Here is a 17,986-nt window from a genome sequence, read left to right as displayed (position 1 = left end):
TTGACTAAAAACAAAGTAAAGTCTACAATTTAAAATGTGTTCGTACTTATATATGAGTTGTGGATTAAGCGATCTGCTTGCTTCCTTCAACAAAATACAGATGTTTTCTGTAAGGACAATACATGTCTAACTCGATCATCGGCTGCTGGATATCACAGCAATTAATTTTCTACTTTTGAAGAAAAAGCGGATAAATACATTTTCTGTAAATCACTAGGTACGCTGCCTATTGCATGATTGATAACACGTTGTATTCTAGAAGGGGTGCCTTGGATACCTACACGTTCTCCCTCTATATCTATGAAACCAGGCACTAATACCTTTAAGCTTTCAATAAGTGACTGTAATTCTTTCTTAGACAAAGAATTACCATTAATAGAGTTTACTTTTAGACGTACCGCTGCAAACTCCGGCGGCTCGGTATCATTTAGTTGTAAATCATAAATCGCTTCCAAGATATCTCCTATGGGGCCTATGGTTATTTCTTCAGATTCAACACTATCAATCCATTCAGTAACTTCTGCAGGAGTATGACATGTTTCAAATAAATCTCTTATTTTTAAAAGTCCAATCTGCTTAGGTACAGATAGCAATAAAAGTCTGCTCAAGTCCTGAACAGTCATAATAGTCACTTTTTGTTGTTTTGATTCTTTTGAAATAGCACTATTCGGATCGTTTCTACCTTCATAATCAATAGCAATTACAACAGAGTAGTCAGCATTATAATCAGTCTGATGTCTTTTTATCGAAGAAATCCTAGCAGTGCCTGCTGTAATTTTCTCTTTTGATGTGCTTTTTGCATCATATGTTAGAGAATAATTATTGTGCATAGTTTCATTTATATATCCAAGAACTGCATCGGCTTTACCATCAGGTTTTCCAGGACCACCTATTTTTGTAGACTCAAAACCCAATGAAAGAAATGCTCGATGTACCGCATCTTCAAGACCGGTTGAATCAACTTGTGCTTCTCTAAGCATCTGAGCTACCGCAGGGGCTCCTTCACGATCAGACAGTGATAGTCTTCTTAAAGTATTGTCTCTTCGCCTCATAATAGTATTTGCTATTGATTCGTCAACCCCAAGTTCATACAAATGAGCTTCAGTTAAGACCTCTGTAATGGCGACAAATTGAACGGGTAATGTATCTTTATAAGAATCACTATAGTTAGCAATATAGGGGTGGAGAAGATTTATTTTTAAATTTCCATTAGTCAAATCAAGTTTACCAATTGGGTCACCAGAACCTAAAATACTCCATTCGATGTTTTTGATGATTGACTCCTCACCGGATACATCTCTTTTAAGTTCTTCCAACAAAACTTCTTTTTTATCAAGAGGAGGCTTTTCTATGAGAATAGGATTTACTATTGCACCATCATAGAATTTTTCTGCAAATGTATAGAGAGGTCTCTTTGAAAGAGTCAGTGAAGTCTGAGATAGCCTATAAGAAATACTTTGTTCCTTCGACAAACGATTTTGCTCTTCAAAATGGTATTTCTTGACTTCGTTATTGAATTTCTTTTTAAGATACGCCTTTAATTGATCAAGGGGCAATGATTCTTTAATTGATTCACGAGTAGAAGTCAGATTATCATCCAACCCATCAGCATGTATCTCTATTCTTGATCTGTTAAATGGTCCATGGGAAAATGCTGGCATTCCCAAAAGTGGATCATCTATATTTACAAGACGGCCTCGGACGATTAAAAAAATACCATGACTTCTTCCCAACTCATTTGACTTACTGCGGTCCACTAGAGAATCTTCGTATAACTCTATTTTACCATTGACTCCTGTAAGATTATCAAAATCAACAAAAAAGTCTCCATTTTCTTGTCTTATAGATGCGAAATCTAATTCTTCTGCAGTCTGATCATCTTCGCCTATAATCCATGTTTTGCGTATAGGTCTCTTTATTTTTGATGATTCTATTAGATTACCATTATAGTGAAGTGAAAACCCGGGGTTAAGTGGTAAAGCTGTACTTAGAACCCATCTGAGGCGTCCTTCTTTGATATCATGTACTTTTGGTTTCAATTCAGTTAGAAGCGAAAATGTCCATGTTTCAACAGCATTATCTCCAAAAAGATCAAATGGTAGCAGATTAGTGTTAGATGAAGAGAGATAAGGGGCCAATACCATTTGCACTTCCTCTTCTGTAATTTCTCTTTCATCTAATTGTAGCTTCTCAACATTAGCAGTAATGTCCCCATAATCCATTGTAGTTGCCAGAAATTTACCATTCTTTTTACAAATATATGTTAATTTATGTGCTAAGATATATGTTGCTAATTTACCAATTCCAAATCTCCCTATTTGAAGACGCTTTTTATCAACAAATTCATTGTTTCTCTTTAGTGATTGACCTATGTTCCATAAATCTTTCAAACCTTGTTGATCCATACTTTCGCCGTTATCACACACCCATATATATGCACCATCCACATTTAGATCAGGAGGAACATAGACTGCAACCTCATCTGCAAAAGCATCATATGAATTACAGACGAGTTCTTCAAATGCTTTATTCGGACTTGAGTACAAGCCGCCAGAAAACAATTCGATAATTCGGTAGCTTATTTTTACATCAATGCTGTCAACTACATTCCCACAAGTTTCAATCGATTTCATTTTTTTCCAACCAGAATAAACTCTTCATTGTAAACTTTTCTACCATTCCCATCTGCAGTGAATCGACCCTTACTATCCCTGTAAGGAGTTAGTATTTTATTACTAATTTTACGTTTTGTAACAAGGATCTCATTGAATCCACTATTCTGGAGAGATTCCGCAAGATGACGTGCATTGTCTATCCTAACACCCTTATACTCAGTGTTTCCAATGATGAAGATTGCAAGACCATTTTCGGAAAGCATAGAGTGGCAGTTTTTAGCAACCTGTTGCATATCCAAGAAATATTTGGCAACTGAGTAGGCTTTTGATTTATACTGAGTTAATAGTTGTGTTACAATATGGGCGCCTACATTATTAAGATATTCTAACTCCCTATCAAAATCATAAACATGGTGAAGACTTCCTATCGAGCCGTCTCTCAATTCTCGATAATCTTCAGCAAATCCAAGCCAAAGGGATGACAATTGATGTAAATCTGCGTATTCATAAGAAGTTACATACGGAGGGCTTGTGATTATTACATCTACTTCAGGTTTAACAATACGATTATCTAAAAAATTCCCTTTTACAATGCAGGTTTTTGTTTTATTTAATGAATAGATTTCTTCGTTTGCAGCAAACATGAAACTGCATTGGTTTTCAAATGCTTCTAGGACATCAGACGGCTCTTTATCCGGATCAACTTGTGGTTTTATTGATTTTGTAAGCCAGCGAGACGTAGGTTTTAGAATATTTGAAAATGCACAAATGAAAAATGAACGGTATTGTCCTTTTGCAGGGGTACAACTTTCAATAGCAGCCTTCAACCGCAATAAATGCCCATAGTGAGATTCATCATACCAATATTTCAATCTCTCGTTTGCATAATCATAGGAATTGTATTCAATAATCGATGTTTTGTAAGTATCTATAATATCATCAAAATACCGTTGAAGTCTAGATACTTGGTACTTATGGCTTTTCGTTTTTGCAATCATGGTTGCTACAGGATTGATGTCACAACCCCAGAAATCAATTCCTGAACGTTTTGCTTCAAATGCAACGGTTCCACAGCCACAAAAAACGTCAGCTACTGTATTAACCTCGATAGAATTTTCTTTCGCATAATCGAATGCTTTGCTTGCTATAAATGCTGGGAACTTAGCAGGATATGTATGAATCTTATGCATTTTTAGCTCTTTTTCGTCACCAGTGTTCCAGAAAGGATCAATTGGTATTGAATCAAAATCAGTTTCTGTAACATTGGATATCGTCATCATAAAACAAATCACACCCTCTCAAAAAGAATCGTTTTCTAATCTGCTATAATCATGTGATATAATATTATCAAATTATATAAGTATGTACAAGAGCAACGCTAGTTTCTTTTTGAAGTGAATTCTTCCTCGGTCAATATAGACCATTACCGTCTGTGAGATCTATTCTGAGAGAGTACTTTTCGTCCATATTCGAATAAATATAAATTTTAAGTATTCATGTATTTATTTAGCTATCTTTGATATACTTTTTGTTTTTAATCACGCGGAAAAACATGGCTGTTAAAGAATATTCTCTGGTTCGCATCGTTTGAAAAAACTGGGGGGGGCAAAGTTCAATTTATTTAAATAGATATTTATACAACATTACTACTATACTATTATATGCATGATAACGATAGTCCATTTTCCCAGCTGCCTGAAGCATTAGTGGAAAATATGCTATCTGAATGCGAAAATATTAGTAGCCAGCTATTTACCTCATTTGACGAGCTTATAAGTAAGAAAGAAGATTATCGACAAATTCTGATCGATTCAGAGTTATTAAAACCTGATACTTACTATATCCAATCCCCTACTTATCCTACAGTTTGTGGAGTAGATGGTGCATATTCACTCGAGAAACTACTTTTTACTGATATTATTGCTGTGGCAGCAGTTGCTGTTGAAGGTTTAACTCCACCTACAGAAGAAAGGTATTGGCCTATTCCTAGGCATATTCCAAAAATACTAAACTTGTCTCACAGTGCAGCTACCGAAACTGTAGGGAGAGCTCTAATGATGTGTTTTGAATCATCACTTGCTAAAAATGCCCCTCATGACATTGTTTTACTCGATGGCTCATTCACTACTCCATTCATCCATATAAGCCAAGCATTTTATAGAATAAAGGATTCACCTGAGGCACTTTCACATGTTTTCTTGAAACAAATCGATGAGACCTTTGAAAACTACTATTCCATTTTATCCTCACGAAAAACAGACCAAATGTTCGTTAGCATTCCAAAGTACACTACAAGGAAGGAAGTCAGCAAGAAAATAAATATTCAGAATACTGAAGACAGAGGTATATTGTCTTTACTTCTGAATCCTGGAGAAGTGGTTGGACCTATGCCAATGGAAGTCCCTTCAAAGGGTTGGAATATTGAAAATTCGACTGAAAAAGTGGAGATGCTTAGAGAAAAGGTTGTTAAAGAACTTAAAGAGCTCCAAATTCTATATTATAAGCCTTACATACATTGTCCTGCAATTAGAATAGAAATATCGACTTCTATTGCAAAAAACAGGCATCGATTAGGTATACTCTTAGAGGGAATTAAGTCACAGTCTTCGATAGGACTTTTGGAACCTTATCCTCTTTATCTTGCAGATAGAATGGTAAAAAACTTAAATGTGGGTTTACCTGCGATACGCAAAACTGCTACTCAAAATATGGCAATTAATTGGGACGGTTCACTGGGTGATCTATATCTATCAATGCATGGGTATCGAACGGGGTGAGAAAAATGAGCAACGAATCAACAGTGGAAACAACGTTTGATAAAGCAGAAAGACTTGGGGTTGTCGGTTCCCCTTCGTCAACAAACGGATTTTTAATTGATATATTAGGTTCAGCTTCAAATAAAGGATTAGTTGGTTCTCTTTGTGTATTCAAATATGACCAAGATTCATTAAATCATTATGCACTTGGACAGATTACAGAAGTTCAGATGCAAAATATTTGGCTTCAGGATCCAACAATGAAAGGCCTAGTAAGGCAGAGAGGAAGAGTTGATCCGATTACAGAGCGACAGGATACTCACAATGCAAAAATGATGGTCAGTGCTGTATTTTCCACAGATACTTCACACAACGTCGAACAAAGTATGCTACGAACGGTGCCTCCCACTGGTACACCAATAAAGCAGATTGAAGAAGATTTTCTGAATATTATGCTAGATGAATTCAGTGAGGAACTATTTTATTTAGGTAATGCCTATGGGACAAATATACCTCTACCAATGTGGTTAAAACATTTTGGCAAGGGTCCTGATGGAGCCGGAGAAGCTTATCATATAGGTGTTTTTGGAAAGACAGGTTCAGGAAAATCAGTTGTTGCAAAAATGCTCCTTTCAGGTTATGCAAGACATAAAGATATGTCAATTCTGGTTTTAGATCCACAAGGTGAATTTTCAAAAGAAATAAGAGAGGGTGGAATTCTTAATAAGATTCTATCTTCATTAAACCGATCTGTAGAAGTAGTAAGTATTCAAAATCTTGTATTAAGTGGAAATGGCTATAATTTATTTAAGGAAGTTTTAATTGCATCTGGTTTTTTAAAAGAACGTATGAACATTGTAGCTGATGACAATCAAGAAAGAGCTGCTACAACTATTGTGAATATTCTTCAAAAAAGATCTTCAAATAAGCATCTCTTAAAACCTATTAAAATAGAGAAAGCCCATGAAAGAAAATCATTTGATCTCCTTCGTCTTGAACTTTTAGAGGAAAAACAGCTTGTCAAGATATATTCTGGTAAGGATGGGCAAGAAAAAGTTCGCAGTGCATTGGAATTAGACGAAGATGCCATTTATGAATCTTGGAGAAAAATTGCTAATTTGTTCAGTGATAGAAATAATAATAAATCAAAAAAAATTGAAACCCTTGTTTCTGAAATCACAAGCAATAATGAAGGAAAAATAGTAATTGTAGATCTCTCTGAAACAAGTGCACCATTAGATATTCTCTGGACAGAGAATATCAGATTTTTGGTAATCAGAGAGCTACTAAAAGAACTGACCATGCAGGCAGAAACAGAGTATAAGTCAAATAGACTTTTAAATACTTTAGTAATTGCAGACGAAGCTCATCGACTTGCACCAAAAGAAAAACCTGAAAATGACTTTTTAAGTGAAGTCCGGACAACATTTATTGATTCTGTAAGAACAACACGTAAATATGGTCTTGGATGGATGTTTGTGAGTCAAAGTCTGTACAGCTTGCACCGAGAAATTTTGAATCAGATGAGAATTAGTTTTTTTGGTTTTGGACTAGGTTGGGGTATAGAACTGTTGGCTCTAAAGGAGTTAATAGGTGGTGCTTCTGAAATGATTAAACTTTATCAACAGTTTCGTGACCCTCAAAGCAGCTTACATAAGAAAGAGTATCCATTTATGGCAGTTGGTCCAGTTTCTCCACTCTCCTTTGCAGGTACACCGTTATTTTTCATATCCTCAGACTATCTCTATGAGTTTCCCAAGTTGAATTTTGAGAGTAGTAATAAAGAGTAAAACAGCGTGAAGTATTGAATCTTTTCTTATTTTATTTAGGAAGTAACACTCCTGAAAACTAGAGAATTGGCTTAGTATCTAGTTGGAAAGCGACAGCCCTAGGAAACAGACAAAAATAAGCTTAAACTAACCTTATGGTTGATGTTCTGTATTTTATATTTCTTTCAGCCTGAAAGTTCACTCAATAATACATCTCAATATATGAGTACGACTTATCATAAACTTCCTTGTCTGTGATTTTATATTTGACACGTATTGTCTTGAGAAGGCTTTGTTTTACAGTCCTGACTCCTTCAGAAGTATTCTGCCATCCTGGGAAGCGTACTGCACGCACAATCTCATCAATATCATTAACAATCCTTTCTACAATCGCAGGTGTTTTTTCACATTTTGCCTCTATGAATAGTTCTGTAAGTGCGGATTTTGCTTTCTCCTGTTCATCTACAGGTTCTACTTTTTGTTCAGCAGCGACCACATCCTTGGCAAGTATCAGTAGTGATTTCAGAAACTCAATGCTGTTGAGCAAACCCTGTTCATGCTTTAACCGAAGCTTATCAAGTCGTTCTCCAAGTTCTATGAATACCGGATTCTGTGCATGTTTCCTCAAACGGGCAATGAGTACGATCTCTATCTCTCTGCCTTTCTTATCAGGGTTGCCAGAAAACATGCCTTCCAGCAAATCAGCGTCAACAATCATATTTTCAAGATCATCACGTACCTCGTCGATTACAACGTTTTTGTGGATTAGTTCGATGGTCTTTGCACCAAATGAATGCCAGAGCAGTGAACCCATGCCTGATACAGGTTTAAGTGATTCATAAACATGTGAAAGCCATTTGTAATCTGATTCATAGCTGGCAAGTATTGGGTCTGGAGAAAGGGCTTCCCATGCGTTGTGTAGTACTGAAAAATTTGCAGCAAAGGAATCTTTGACCTCATCAGTTTTCAAACAATTCTGAGCTTCTTCAAGAGCTTCATATCCTGATAAGGTGCGGTCTATGTCTGGGAAATAAGACAAGCATTTTACCACAAGTTCAGGTAACTTTTCTTTGATATCTGCAATGTCAGTGATTACCTTCTTCATTATTTGTTCATCAAACTGTAACGCAAATAGAGCGTTATCAAAGATGCCAAGGTAATCAACTATCAGACCGTGTGTCTTGTTCTTATAGATACGATTTGTTCGGCAGATAGCCTGTAACAGGCTGTGGTCCTTTATTGCCTTGTCCAAATACATGGTTTGCAATATTGGTGCATCAAAGCCTGTGAGAAGCTTGCTTGTTACGATAAGAAGCTGCAATGGATCTGAAGGATCCCTGAAACGGTCCAGCAGCTTCTCTTCCTCATCTTTGCTGAGTCTGTATTGAGCAAACTTATTTCCTTTGTCATTGTTTGTATGCATGACAATTGCAGAACTTTCAGGCCCTAACAGCTTGTCCAGTTCATTCTTGTACAAAACGCAGCATTCACGGTCAAAGGTAACAACCTGTCCTTTGAATGCATTTGGACGTACCTTTGTCTGGAAATGATTGGCAATGTGTCCACAGACTGCCTGTACTCTGTCAGGGGACTTGAGCAGAACTGCCATTTTTGCTGCTTTTTTTGTCAGTTCATCCTTATCATCGTCTGATAGCTGATCTGTCATAGCATCAAAAGCTTGGTCGATAGCATCACGTTTGATATGTAGTTTTGGTTCCACGGGTTCAAAATGCAGTGGCAGGGTTGCCCCATCTTTTATTGAATCAACATAGGTGTATCTGCTCATATATCCGCGCTCGTCTTCATCTGCACCGAAGGTTACGAATGTGTTCTTGTCAAGTTTATTAATCGGTGTACCTGTAAGACCGAACATGAATGCATTGGGAAGTGCAAGACGCATCTTTAATCCGAGATCACCTTCCTGTGTTCTGTGAGCTTCGTCTACCAGCACTATGATATTCTCACGTTCATTGAGTGTCTCTGTGACATCTCTGAACTTGAATATCGTTGTAATTAGTATCTTTCGTGTATCCTGCTTTAGATACTTAGTCAGCTCCGCTATTTTGCTTGCGCCTTGTATATTGGGTATGTCGACTGAATTGAACGTGGCTGTGATTTGTGTATCAAGGTTTGTGCGATCCACAACCACTATCACAGTGGGGTTCTTAAGTGCAGGGTGCATTCTTAGTTTCTGAGCTGCAAACACCATAAGTAGCGATTTTCCAGATCCTTGGAAATGCCAGATAAGTCCTTTCTTGGGCATTCCTGCTACTACACGGTCAACTATCATGTTTGCCCCTTCGTATTGCTGATAGCGAGCAATTATTTTTACTCTTTGGTGTTTCTTGTTGGTAGCAAAGGTCGTAAAGTTCATTGCCATATCGAGTATGACATCTGTTCTAATCATGGATGTTATGCTTCTTCTAACTGATTCAATGGTTCCTTCGCTATGGTCCTCATCAGAATACCATGGTCCCCAGTTCTTCAATGGCATCTTTATTGACCCATAACGGTAGCATTTGCCTTCTGTCCCAAAGTTGAACACGTTTGATACGAACATTTGTGGAATACTCTTTTCATAATTATTGATGTCCTCTGCTGCATCCACCCATGTTATTGCAGGTCGTACCGGGGTCTTGCATTCTCCTATCACCAATGGTATCCCATTGACCAATAGTGTGATGTCAAGACGTTTTCCGTTCTCCACTGCTGGATATACCCACTGGTTTGTGACTATGTACTGGTTATTGGAGTAATCCTCAAAATCAATAAGTTTGACAGGTGTGTGCTCCCCATTCTCACCAAAAGGCATTGTCTTTTCTCCCCGTAGCCATGATGTGAAGTGTTCATTTGCACGTACTATCCCTTCGCCTTCACAGGATAACAGAATAGCTCGCAAGCGATACAGAACTTCATCTGCTCTCTGTGGTTGTGCAGCTATCTCCGGATTTAATCGAATGAGTGCATCTGCAAGATATTGTTCCACCAGAACGTCACTGTACTTGCGTGGAAGCTTTTCTGCTTTAATATAGGTCCACCCATTGTTTTTTGCAGTGGCGATTATCATCTGTTCAGTTGTATTCTCTTCGTTAAACATTGGATGCGCATCCGTAGATTTTTTCAAACAAATGATTTAATAATAATTTACTTCCTAATATTTGTTGTTTTACTAGTGTCATATTTTCAGAAATATTATTAACTTTTGAAACAAAAGCTTTTTGTTCATCAAGTGAAGGAACATAACACTCATAGTCAGCTATTAATTTCCAGGACGTTCGTGGCATTTTTGTACCATATGACAAATGTGAATTATATTCTATGAATGAATTGCTTTGGATAATTTCATATAAATATTCAGGCATAATATTTTGATTTGCTCTTAGAACCAATATCTCCGAACATGCAATTCCCGTTTGAGATGCGAGCGTGTATTTTCGAAGATATGGTCGCAATTTACCAAATAATACGTCTCCTTTTGAAAATACATTGTATGAAGAAGCATTTTTATCTTTTTTGACAAAATATGTGATTTTTCCAGTATGAGGTTCTAAGCATTTTAATTCGACACAATTTTCTTCACTTTCATCTTTGCCATATTTAGTAGTGATATTGATACAATGTTCACTCAATTTTGATTTATTGGGCTTTGAATCAAAGTATGTATCCACAAATTTGCTTTTTAACGATGATAAATCATTGTAAATCAAATCATATGCTTCTATCATTTCATCTGCTGCCCATAGCAATTCAGCAATTCTCTGCTGTTCATCAAGAGGAGGGATTTCACAAACTGTACTTGCTAGTGCAGACCAGTTTAAAAATTTATTACATGATCCTGTTAAGCGTGATTTAATTTCTTGCTTAAACTTATTTGTCATCATCATGAATGGAATATACTCTTGAAGAATACATGACGAATCCTTTGTTCTCAATACAAATAATTTTTCTCCTGTAATCCCTTTTATCTCAGAGACAGCTAGTTTTTCTACGTTTCTAGAATGATACAACACATCATTTGGTAGGAATATTCTTTTAAATGTAGGAGGGATTTCATCAACTTCAGCAAAACTGGGTGTAGCATGTAAATTTCCTTCTGTAATTTCAGGTCCTGCAATGTATGGATATACTCCAGTATTGTTTCTATCAAAATACGAATTTATATTAGTGACCACATCACCAAATTGAACAGATTTCCATGATGATTTGTTAAACATTAAGATCATCTCCATCTATGGAATGTATTAACAAATCTATATCCTTTTTAATCAGATCTTTTTGGTATAACCAACGATGCAGTAGTATAGAATAATCTTGTTCAGAATATTCTTTTTTGTTTTGTGATTTTGGTTTGATATATTTTATTATGCTTAAATCCGAAGAGTTTTGAAGAATATCTGAAGTGTCTACAATCAATGAAAAAATGTTTTCTGATCTGAATTCATGATACACACTTGCGATTTTCAAAATATGCTCTTTATCTAAATATCTATATGTTCCATTTCTGGACACTTCTTTTTTAGCATCTATAAATAAGACTTTATTCCTTCGAATACTATCTTTATTTGACTTGCATATTACAATACATGCTTCCATTGCTGAATTAAAAAACAAGTTTGACCCAAGACCAATAACACACTCCACCAGATCCGTTTCTACAAGTTTCTTACGCATCTCCATTTCTTCCTTTCGGAAAAGAACGCCATGTGGGAACAATATTGCACATCGACCATTCTCTGGGTCAAGGCTTTTCAGAATATGCTGGAAAAAGGCATAATCAGCCCTTCCTTGAGGGGGAGTTCCAAGGAAATTACGACCATAAACATCGCTAGAAAAAGCATCTCTGTTCCACTGTTTTATTGAATACGGAGGATTTGCCAGAACAAGATCAAATTGCATTAGCTTATCATTTGCGATGAAATAAGGAGCCTTTAGTGTATCACCCTGCACTATTTTGAAGTTTTCAACACCATGCAGAAACAGGTTCATACGACCAATGGCAGATGTGAGCGGAGTTATCTCCTGTCCATAAAGTTTCACACTGCGCCACTCTTTGTTCTGTGATTTAAGATATGCAATGGAAGAAATTAGCATTCCAGCTGAACCGCATGTGGGATCATAGATTGACTCTCCTGGCTGAGGACGTAGAAGTTCCGTCATCAGGTGAACAATCGTACGGTTAGTGTAGAACTCCTGAGCAGTATGTCCACTATCATCTGCGAATTTGCCAATCAGATATTCGTAACCATTGCCAAGCTCATCTTCAGGACAGTTCTCAAGCGAGAGGACAAGAGAACTTAGATGCTCAATAAGCTCCTTTAGCAAATGATCTGGTAAACGGTCCTTATTTGTCCATGAAGCATTACCAAAGACACCTTCAAGCAATTTCCCATTAGCTTTTTCGAGATCTGATAATGCCTTCTTGATAGCACTGCCTATATTGCTGGTAGTCTCACGAATAATTTTCCAGTGAGCGTCTTTTGGAACCTGGAACCTATGATTTTCAGCGAACATAGCATAATCAACGTCACCATTAGATTCTTTTAAAGCATGTGCATACTCTTCATCATAGACATCGCATATGCGTTTGTAGAACAGCAATGGGAACAAATAGTGCTTATAACTTCCAGCAGCCATGCTTCCACGTAATATGACCGCAGAGTCCCATAGATATTTTTCAAGCTCAGCAACAGATATCCTACTCATTAAACAAACCCTCTCTCTTTAATAAACTAATGAACTTATCTTCTGCTGCATAAGCTGCTGCAACATTATCCTTTAGGTTCTTTATGGCTTCATTGATTGTTATACTATCTTCGGTTGTTATTTTTTCAACATAATGTGAAATATTCAGATTGTATTCATATTTCTTTATCTGATCAATAGACACTACCTTACATATACCTTCAACATCTTTCCAGTCGCTTGCCCACGCATAAAGTTTCTCGACATGCTCATCCTCTAGGAAATTTTGTGCTCTTCCAGCCTTGAAGATTGTTGAACCATCCACCATTATTGTCTTGCCTTTGTGCTCAGCCACTTTATTCCTATGTAATATCAGAATACAAGCAGCTAGATTTGTCCCATAGAACAGATTTCCAGCAAGACCTATGACACATTCTAGCATATCACTTTCAATGAGTTTCTGTCTAATTCTCCCTTCATTATCACCACGGAAAAGTACACCATGTGGCAGTACCACAGCCATACGTCCTGTATCAGAAGACATTGATTTAATCATATGCTGTATCCAAGCAAAATCTCCATTACTATCAGAAGGAACTCCAAATATATTCCTACCATACGGATCATTGACCCATATATCCTCTCCCCATAATTTAAGGGAAAAAGGAGGATTGGCAATAACACAATCAAAAGTTTTGAGTTCATCACTGGCAATGAACACCGGATTACGCAGGGTGTCTCCCTTTACTATCCTGAAATCGTTAGCACCATGCAGAAATAAGTTCATACGTGCAATAGCAGAAGTAGAGGGGTTCTTCTCCTGACCATATAATTTACCTAATGTCAGTTTCTGCTCTCCTATATGGTTTTTGGCCTCAATGAGCATACCACCAGTACCACAGGCTGGATCATATATTGTATCTCCTGCTTTTGGATCTAGTAATTTGACTAGCAGTTTTACAACAGCACGCGGAGTATAGAACTCTCCGGCACTGTCCTTTGTAAGGTCAGCAAACTTCTTAATCAAATACTCATAAGCCTGTCCCATTATATCAGCAGAGAATGAGTTATTATCTAATTTCAAAGACGAAAAATGCTCAATGAGGTCTTTTAACCTGTCATCGCTTAATTTTTCTTTATTGGTCCACTCTGCTTCATCAAAGCTGTCAAAGATACCAAACAAAGTGTCAGGGTTCTCTTTTTGAATGCCTCGCATTGCAAATTGTATAGCAGATCCAATGTTGCTGCTTTTTGCTCGTATGTCATCCCAGTGACAATCCTCAGGGATTATAAACCTGTGATTCTCGGGCATAAGAGCAAATTCTTCATCACCTTCAGATTCCTCCAGAGCTGTCCTTATTTCATCATCATACACATCAGAAAGGCGCTTAAAGAACATAATTGGAAATATGTATGTTTTGTACTCATCAGCAGATACAGGACCGCGCAGGATGTTGCATGCTTGGTATAGATGATTGAACAGAAAAGTCCCATCATCTTCAATAATCTCAGCTTTCTTTTTAGAATTGTGGTTTTTTTTGGTTTTTGCTATCTTTATGTGGTAGACACATCCATCTTCAAGGTGAATATGAGATACCTTGGAACTTACAATTGGAGTACAGGTATCAGAACATGTCCGAATTATCAGATTCTCATCATCTTTGCTGTATTCTATGCCTTCAGGAGTATTCTCTTCATTTATTCCTATCAATAGAACTCCGCCTTTGTTACCTGCAATTGAAGATATTGTACCCGCAAGTTCATTCACGTTCTTAGTCAATGAATATGATTTGAAAATTAATTTTTCATCCTCACCTTTTTTTATCAGGTTTAGTACAGCTTTTTGTGAGACCATGCACTATGAGAAAAGATAATATTGTATATATAATAAATGACACTGTACTTGCAACCACCAAGCAGACTACATTTTGTTATGTTAAAGATTGCAGTTATAATGCAAAAGATATAATTTTTAAAAGTGATTTTTTTGGACATTACCTATATCCCCTAATATGGTATGTAAAGGGCAAGATTCGAACCCCATAAATCAGTAATTTTTCATTAAACATAATACAAATGCTGCCTGTCCGGACAGTACATATCCATCTCTATCTTCAGTTGCTGGATAAGATCACAGCAATACTGTTCCAGAACACCGAACTTCTCCCTGAGGATCTTGCAGAGTTCATTAGTGGATATCCCATTGTACACATGGTCTGCCAGCACATGCAGAGCGGACCTTGCCAGTTCTTCAGGAGTGCATGTTTCAAGTACATCTATCCGGCGGATCTCTCGCTCAGATGAATCTGCTGTGATCGTCTGCTTCTCATATATCCTAAGATCGTGGAAAAGTGATTCTCCACATATTGGACAGTTCGTTTTGATGTACATGTTCCCTCCTTTATTCATATATGTGCTCTACAACGATAGGCTTATCACTTTTAGACGGCGATGAGAGCGATTCCCCGATAATTGATTTGATGAGAGCCTTGCCTTCAGGACTCTTCAGATATTCTTTGATTACACTTTCGACCATGTCCCCAGTATCTTCAACATATTCACGCGTCGATAAGAATTGCGTGTCACCATCGCGCTTTGCTTGATCGTACATTAAAATGAACTGGGACATCGCGGTCGAGATAACATCGGATACCGAACCAAATTCTTCAGCATCGACCATCGCTTTTGCCCTATTCACAAGATAGGAACTCATGGCTATTGATACCTTTTCTTTGTTTCTCTTAACTACCATGGTAGTTACTTAGTAGTAACAGCATATATACTTTTGTATAAGGCAATAGTAGGACAAAAACAAGAACATATAAATATCATGTAATTCTTATTTAGTGGTGCAATAGTAGTACCAAAGTACGGAGGTGAAATATGAGTGAAAATTATCCCACGAGTTTCCGCCTGGCACGTGCTGACAAAGAAGATCTCTGTGATCTTGTGAAAAGTGGCATTTTCACAAACGTCAGTGATGCTGGAAGAGGTGCAATGCGCAGGGGAATCCAAGCGATCAAAGAAGAAAGAGGAATGTGAATGAAAAAATGGAATATAATAGCAATTGCAGCCACACTAATGGCTGGAGAGGAGTGTTGACCAATGCCATCTGACTTTGCACGCGAGAAGGCATTGGCCGTCTATAACAAGGCACCTAAACAATGGGATGAGTTGGCGCTGATCCCTGGTGCCATGGGAGAATTGGCGTTGAGCGTTAAATTCCTTGCGGGGCTTGTGCATGGGCCGGTCTAGGAGCGGAGGCCATGCAGGCCGACCGATAGGATCCACAAAGGACAGGTTCTGGTTGAGTGAAGGTCACCAGGAACGCAGGTATAATCATGCCATGGATTTCTGTGAGCTAACGATCGGCCAGACCACAGAGTGTCCTGTCTGTAAATGTCCAACTGCAAAATGCATCCAGGCAGGTGTCACGAAAGCTCTGGGTGCAAGATCCTGGTGGAAATGTGAATGTGGTCATGAATTTACCAAATCAATCTCCCCTGAGAAGATGGCCGAATACTACTTGGAGGATCTCCAGAAGATGATTGATTCAAGAACACAAGAGGCCACAGCATGACCATTGATGATATGCCTCGTGCCCGAACAAGAATCGTCGCAGAGTGTATATGTGACCACTGTGGCCATATTTTCGATGTTGACTGGCAGTGCAAGAACCGGCCTGTCTACTGCCCGGAATGTAGTGAGGAGGTCAGACCATAAGGTCACCTCACACTCCGGGACAGCAGGGTCATCTTCGGGTTCGAGCCCCGACCGGAGCTTCGGCCTGCATAATAACTGCAGGCTTCTTCTATACAACAGTAAGGAAGTGAGATCAATGACAGAAGAAGTTGAAGTGTACATCGATTTCGACCGAGTGCCAAACGGCATAGGTCGCATGAAGGACGATCCCCTTAAACACATCGATAATGCGGACGTTGCCAGGATCCAGCAGTGGATACGGACAAAGGTCTCTGGAAATAACGAGGTGTTCGCGGTCATAACCGGCAAAGCATCCCGATTCGTGAACATGGTAGCAACTGCAGAGTTGGCATCATGCAAGAATGTCACCCGGATAGGATGGTCCCAGGCAGGGATGATACCCATTGTTGTGAAGGACCTGAGAAAGGAGGCGAACTGATGGAGCAGACCCAGACCATAACCTATGCCGAGCCCATCGAGATCTCAACAAAAGTAGGTGCAGATGTCGATTCAAAAGGCAATGTGAAACCGCATGCTGAGATCACCATCAAAAGGAAGCTGGAATCAGATTGTGATGTTTTTGCTATCATTTCAGATGATGTACACGAATGTATGGACAAGGTGCAACAAACAGTGTACGAGATGTTGGCCGGAGATGGGGTGTGAGCATGGAAGTGAAACTCGATAAGAACAAGCTTGTACCTATCCTTGAGATGATGGGATACAATACAATCAACGGTACAGATGTCTGGAAAAAGGCCAGTGAGAACCAGGACGAGTTCGTATTCTGGGGAGTGGACTTCAAGAAAAATGAGATTTTCAAATGGGTAGAGGACCACCGGGAATACGATGTGCCTGATGACCCTGCTTTCATGGAACTCAAGATGCTTGTGGAAAACTCAGTAGAACCGGGTGGTGAACCCAGCGCAGACGAACCTATCGCCGACCAAAGCAGAGAGGATTGTCAGGAAGGATTCACCAGTGAAAAGAACGCATCACCGTCTTATGAAAATGACGATACACCAGATGAAAAACCATCACAGATAATGGACCTTATCCACGGATATGTAGGGAATGACGTCCTCGAGGTATTCGGGGATACTGGTAGTGGAAAGTCAAAGTTCGCTTTGACTGTTGCAAAGGAAGCCATAGATTCCGGGAAGAAGGTGTTCTACCTCGATACCGAGAGGAATCTGACGGAAGCGGACATTGCTGGCCTGAAAGGCTGTGAGTACAAGTACACCCCGGTCATCGAGGAGATCGACACCATATGTCAGAAGCTTCCTGCGGTCGACGTGGTCATCGTGGATTCCATCGGTTTTCCTATTCTGACATCATATGCAAGACTTAGTGTCAAACAGAAGGGTGATGCTCTGCTGAAGCTTATCGCCATATTCGGGGACCTGAAGAACTGGGCCTACAAGAACAACGGAATAGTGGTCGTCACGAACCAGCCGGAGAG

At 38.5% G+C, this 17,986-nt stretch carries 16 protein-coding genes; 8 read left to right on the top strand and 8 right to left on the bottom strand.

Annotation, left to right across the window (positions count from 1 at the left end; all coding sequences use genetic code 11):
- Positions 1–161: 161 nt before the first annotated feature.
- Together BM008_RS05205 and BM008_RS05200 are read right to left on the bottom strand one after the other, a co-directional pair.
- On the bottom strand, positions 162–2,633 hold the full coding sequence (locus BM008_RS05205; protein ID WP_091934339.1) for an ATP-binding protein: 2,472 nt from the start codon (positions 2,631–2,633) through the stop codon (positions 162–164).
- A complete protein-coding gene (locus BM008_RS05200; protein WP_091934335.1) occupies positions 2,630–3,895 on the bottom strand; it encodes a TRM11 family methyltransferase in 1,266 nt (421 codons plus the stop codon). The genes BM008_RS05205 and BM008_RS05200 overlap by 4 nt, the downstream gene beginning before the upstream one ends.
- 381 nt (positions 3,896–4,276) lie before the next feature.
- Here BM008_RS05200 and BM008_RS05195 point away from each other — a divergent pair, with 381 nt between their 5' ends.
- Complete coding sequence (locus BM008_RS05195; RefSeq protein WP_143072289.1) at positions 4,277–5,392, top strand: DNA double-strand break repair nuclease NurA; 1,116 nt, start codon at positions 4,277–4,279, stop codon at positions 5,390–5,392.
- 5 nt (positions 5,393–5,397) lie between these two features.
- Positions 5,398–7,161: an ATP-binding protein gene (locus BM008_RS05190; protein ID WP_091934329.1), complete on the top strand. Its 1,764-nt coding sequence runs from the start codon at positions 5,398–5,400 to the stop codon at positions 7,159–7,161.
- A 181-nt stretch (positions 7,162–7,342) separates the two neighbouring features.
- Here the strand turns inward: BM008_RS05190 and BM008_RS05185 are convergent, their stop codons facing one another.
- From BM008_RS05185 to BM008_RS05160, 6 genes are all read right to left on the bottom strand, one after another.
- A complete protein-coding gene (locus tag BM008_RS05185) occupies positions 7,343–10,237 on the bottom strand; it encodes a type I restriction endonuclease subunit R (RefSeq protein ID WP_091934326.1) in 2,895 nt (964 codons plus the stop codon).
- Entirely contained in the window at positions 10,230–11,354 is a 1,125-nt protein-coding gene (locus tag BM008_RS05180; protein ID WP_177187978.1) for a restriction endonuclease subunit S, read from the bottom strand. The genes BM008_RS05185 and BM008_RS05180 overlap by 8 nt, the downstream gene beginning before the upstream one ends.
- Complete coding sequence (locus tag BM008_RS05175; protein ID WP_091934321.1) at positions 11,347–12,843, bottom strand: type I restriction-modification system subunit M; 1,497 nt, start codon at positions 12,841–12,843, stop codon at positions 11,347–11,349. The genes BM008_RS05180 and BM008_RS05175 overlap by 8 nt, the downstream gene beginning before the upstream one ends.
- A complete protein-coding gene (locus BM008_RS05170) occupies positions 12,836–14,677 on the bottom strand; it encodes an N-6 DNA methylase (protein WP_091934318.1) in 1,842 nt (613 codons plus the stop codon). The genes BM008_RS05175 and BM008_RS05170 overlap by 8 nt, the downstream gene beginning before the upstream one ends.
- 206 nt (positions 14,678–14,883) lie before the next feature.
- A complete protein-coding gene (locus BM008_RS05165; protein WP_091934315.1) occupies positions 14,884–15,213 on the bottom strand; it encodes a hypothetical protein in 330 nt (109 codons plus the stop codon).
- A 10-nt stretch (positions 15,214–15,223) separates the two neighbouring features.
- The gene (locus BM008_RS05160) at positions 15,224–15,574 is read right to left on the bottom strand and encodes a hypothetical protein (RefSeq protein ID WP_091934312.1); all 351 of its coding nucleotides are present in this window, start codon (positions 15,572–15,574) and stop codon (positions 15,224–15,226) included.
- A 131-nt stretch (positions 15,575–15,705) separates the two neighbouring features.
- On the opposite strand from BM008_RS05160, the gene BM008_RS14850 reads away from it, so the two are divergent.
- The 6 genes from BM008_RS14850 to BM008_RS05140 form a co-directional block, all read left to right on the top strand.
- A complete protein-coding gene (locus BM008_RS14850; RefSeq protein ID WP_177187977.1) occupies positions 15,706–15,864 on the top strand; it encodes a hypothetical protein in 159 nt (52 codons plus the stop codon).
- Between the two features lie 199 nt (positions 15,865–16,063).
- Positions 16,064–16,402: a hypothetical protein gene (locus tag BM008_RS05155; protein WP_143072288.1), complete on the top strand. Its 339-nt coding sequence runs from the start codon at positions 16,064–16,066 to the stop codon at positions 16,400–16,402.
- Positions 16,399–16,545: a hypothetical protein gene (locus tag BM008_RS14845; RefSeq protein WP_177187976.1), complete on the top strand. Its 147-nt coding sequence runs from the start codon at positions 16,399–16,401 to the stop codon at positions 16,543–16,545. The genes BM008_RS05155 and BM008_RS14845 overlap by 4 nt, the downstream gene beginning before the upstream one ends.
- A 115-nt stretch (positions 16,546–16,660) precedes the next feature.
- A complete protein-coding gene (locus tag BM008_RS14840; protein ID WP_091934307.1) occupies positions 16,661–16,963 on the top strand; it encodes a hypothetical protein in 303 nt (100 codons plus the stop codon).
- Positions 16,963–17,190, top strand: a complete 228-nt coding sequence (locus BM008_RS05145; protein ID WP_091934304.1) for a hypothetical protein — start codon at positions 16,963–16,965, stop codon at positions 17,188–17,190. Before BM008_RS14840 ends, BM008_RS05145 begins: the two co-directional genes overlap by 1 nt.
- A 2-nt stretch (positions 17,191–17,192) precedes the next feature.
- The coding region (locus BM008_RS05140) for an ATP-binding protein (protein ID WP_177187975.1) at positions 17,193–17,986 on the top strand (794 nt) is incomplete at its 3' end.

Source organism: Methanolobus profundi (assembly GCF_900114835.1).
GTDB classification, from domain to species: Archaea; Halobacteriota; Methanosarcinia; order Methanosarcinales; family Methanosarcinaceae; genus Methanolobus; species Methanolobus profundi.
Note: the sequence above shows the minus strand (reverse complement) of the source record. Positions and strands in the feature narration are given on the sequence as shown.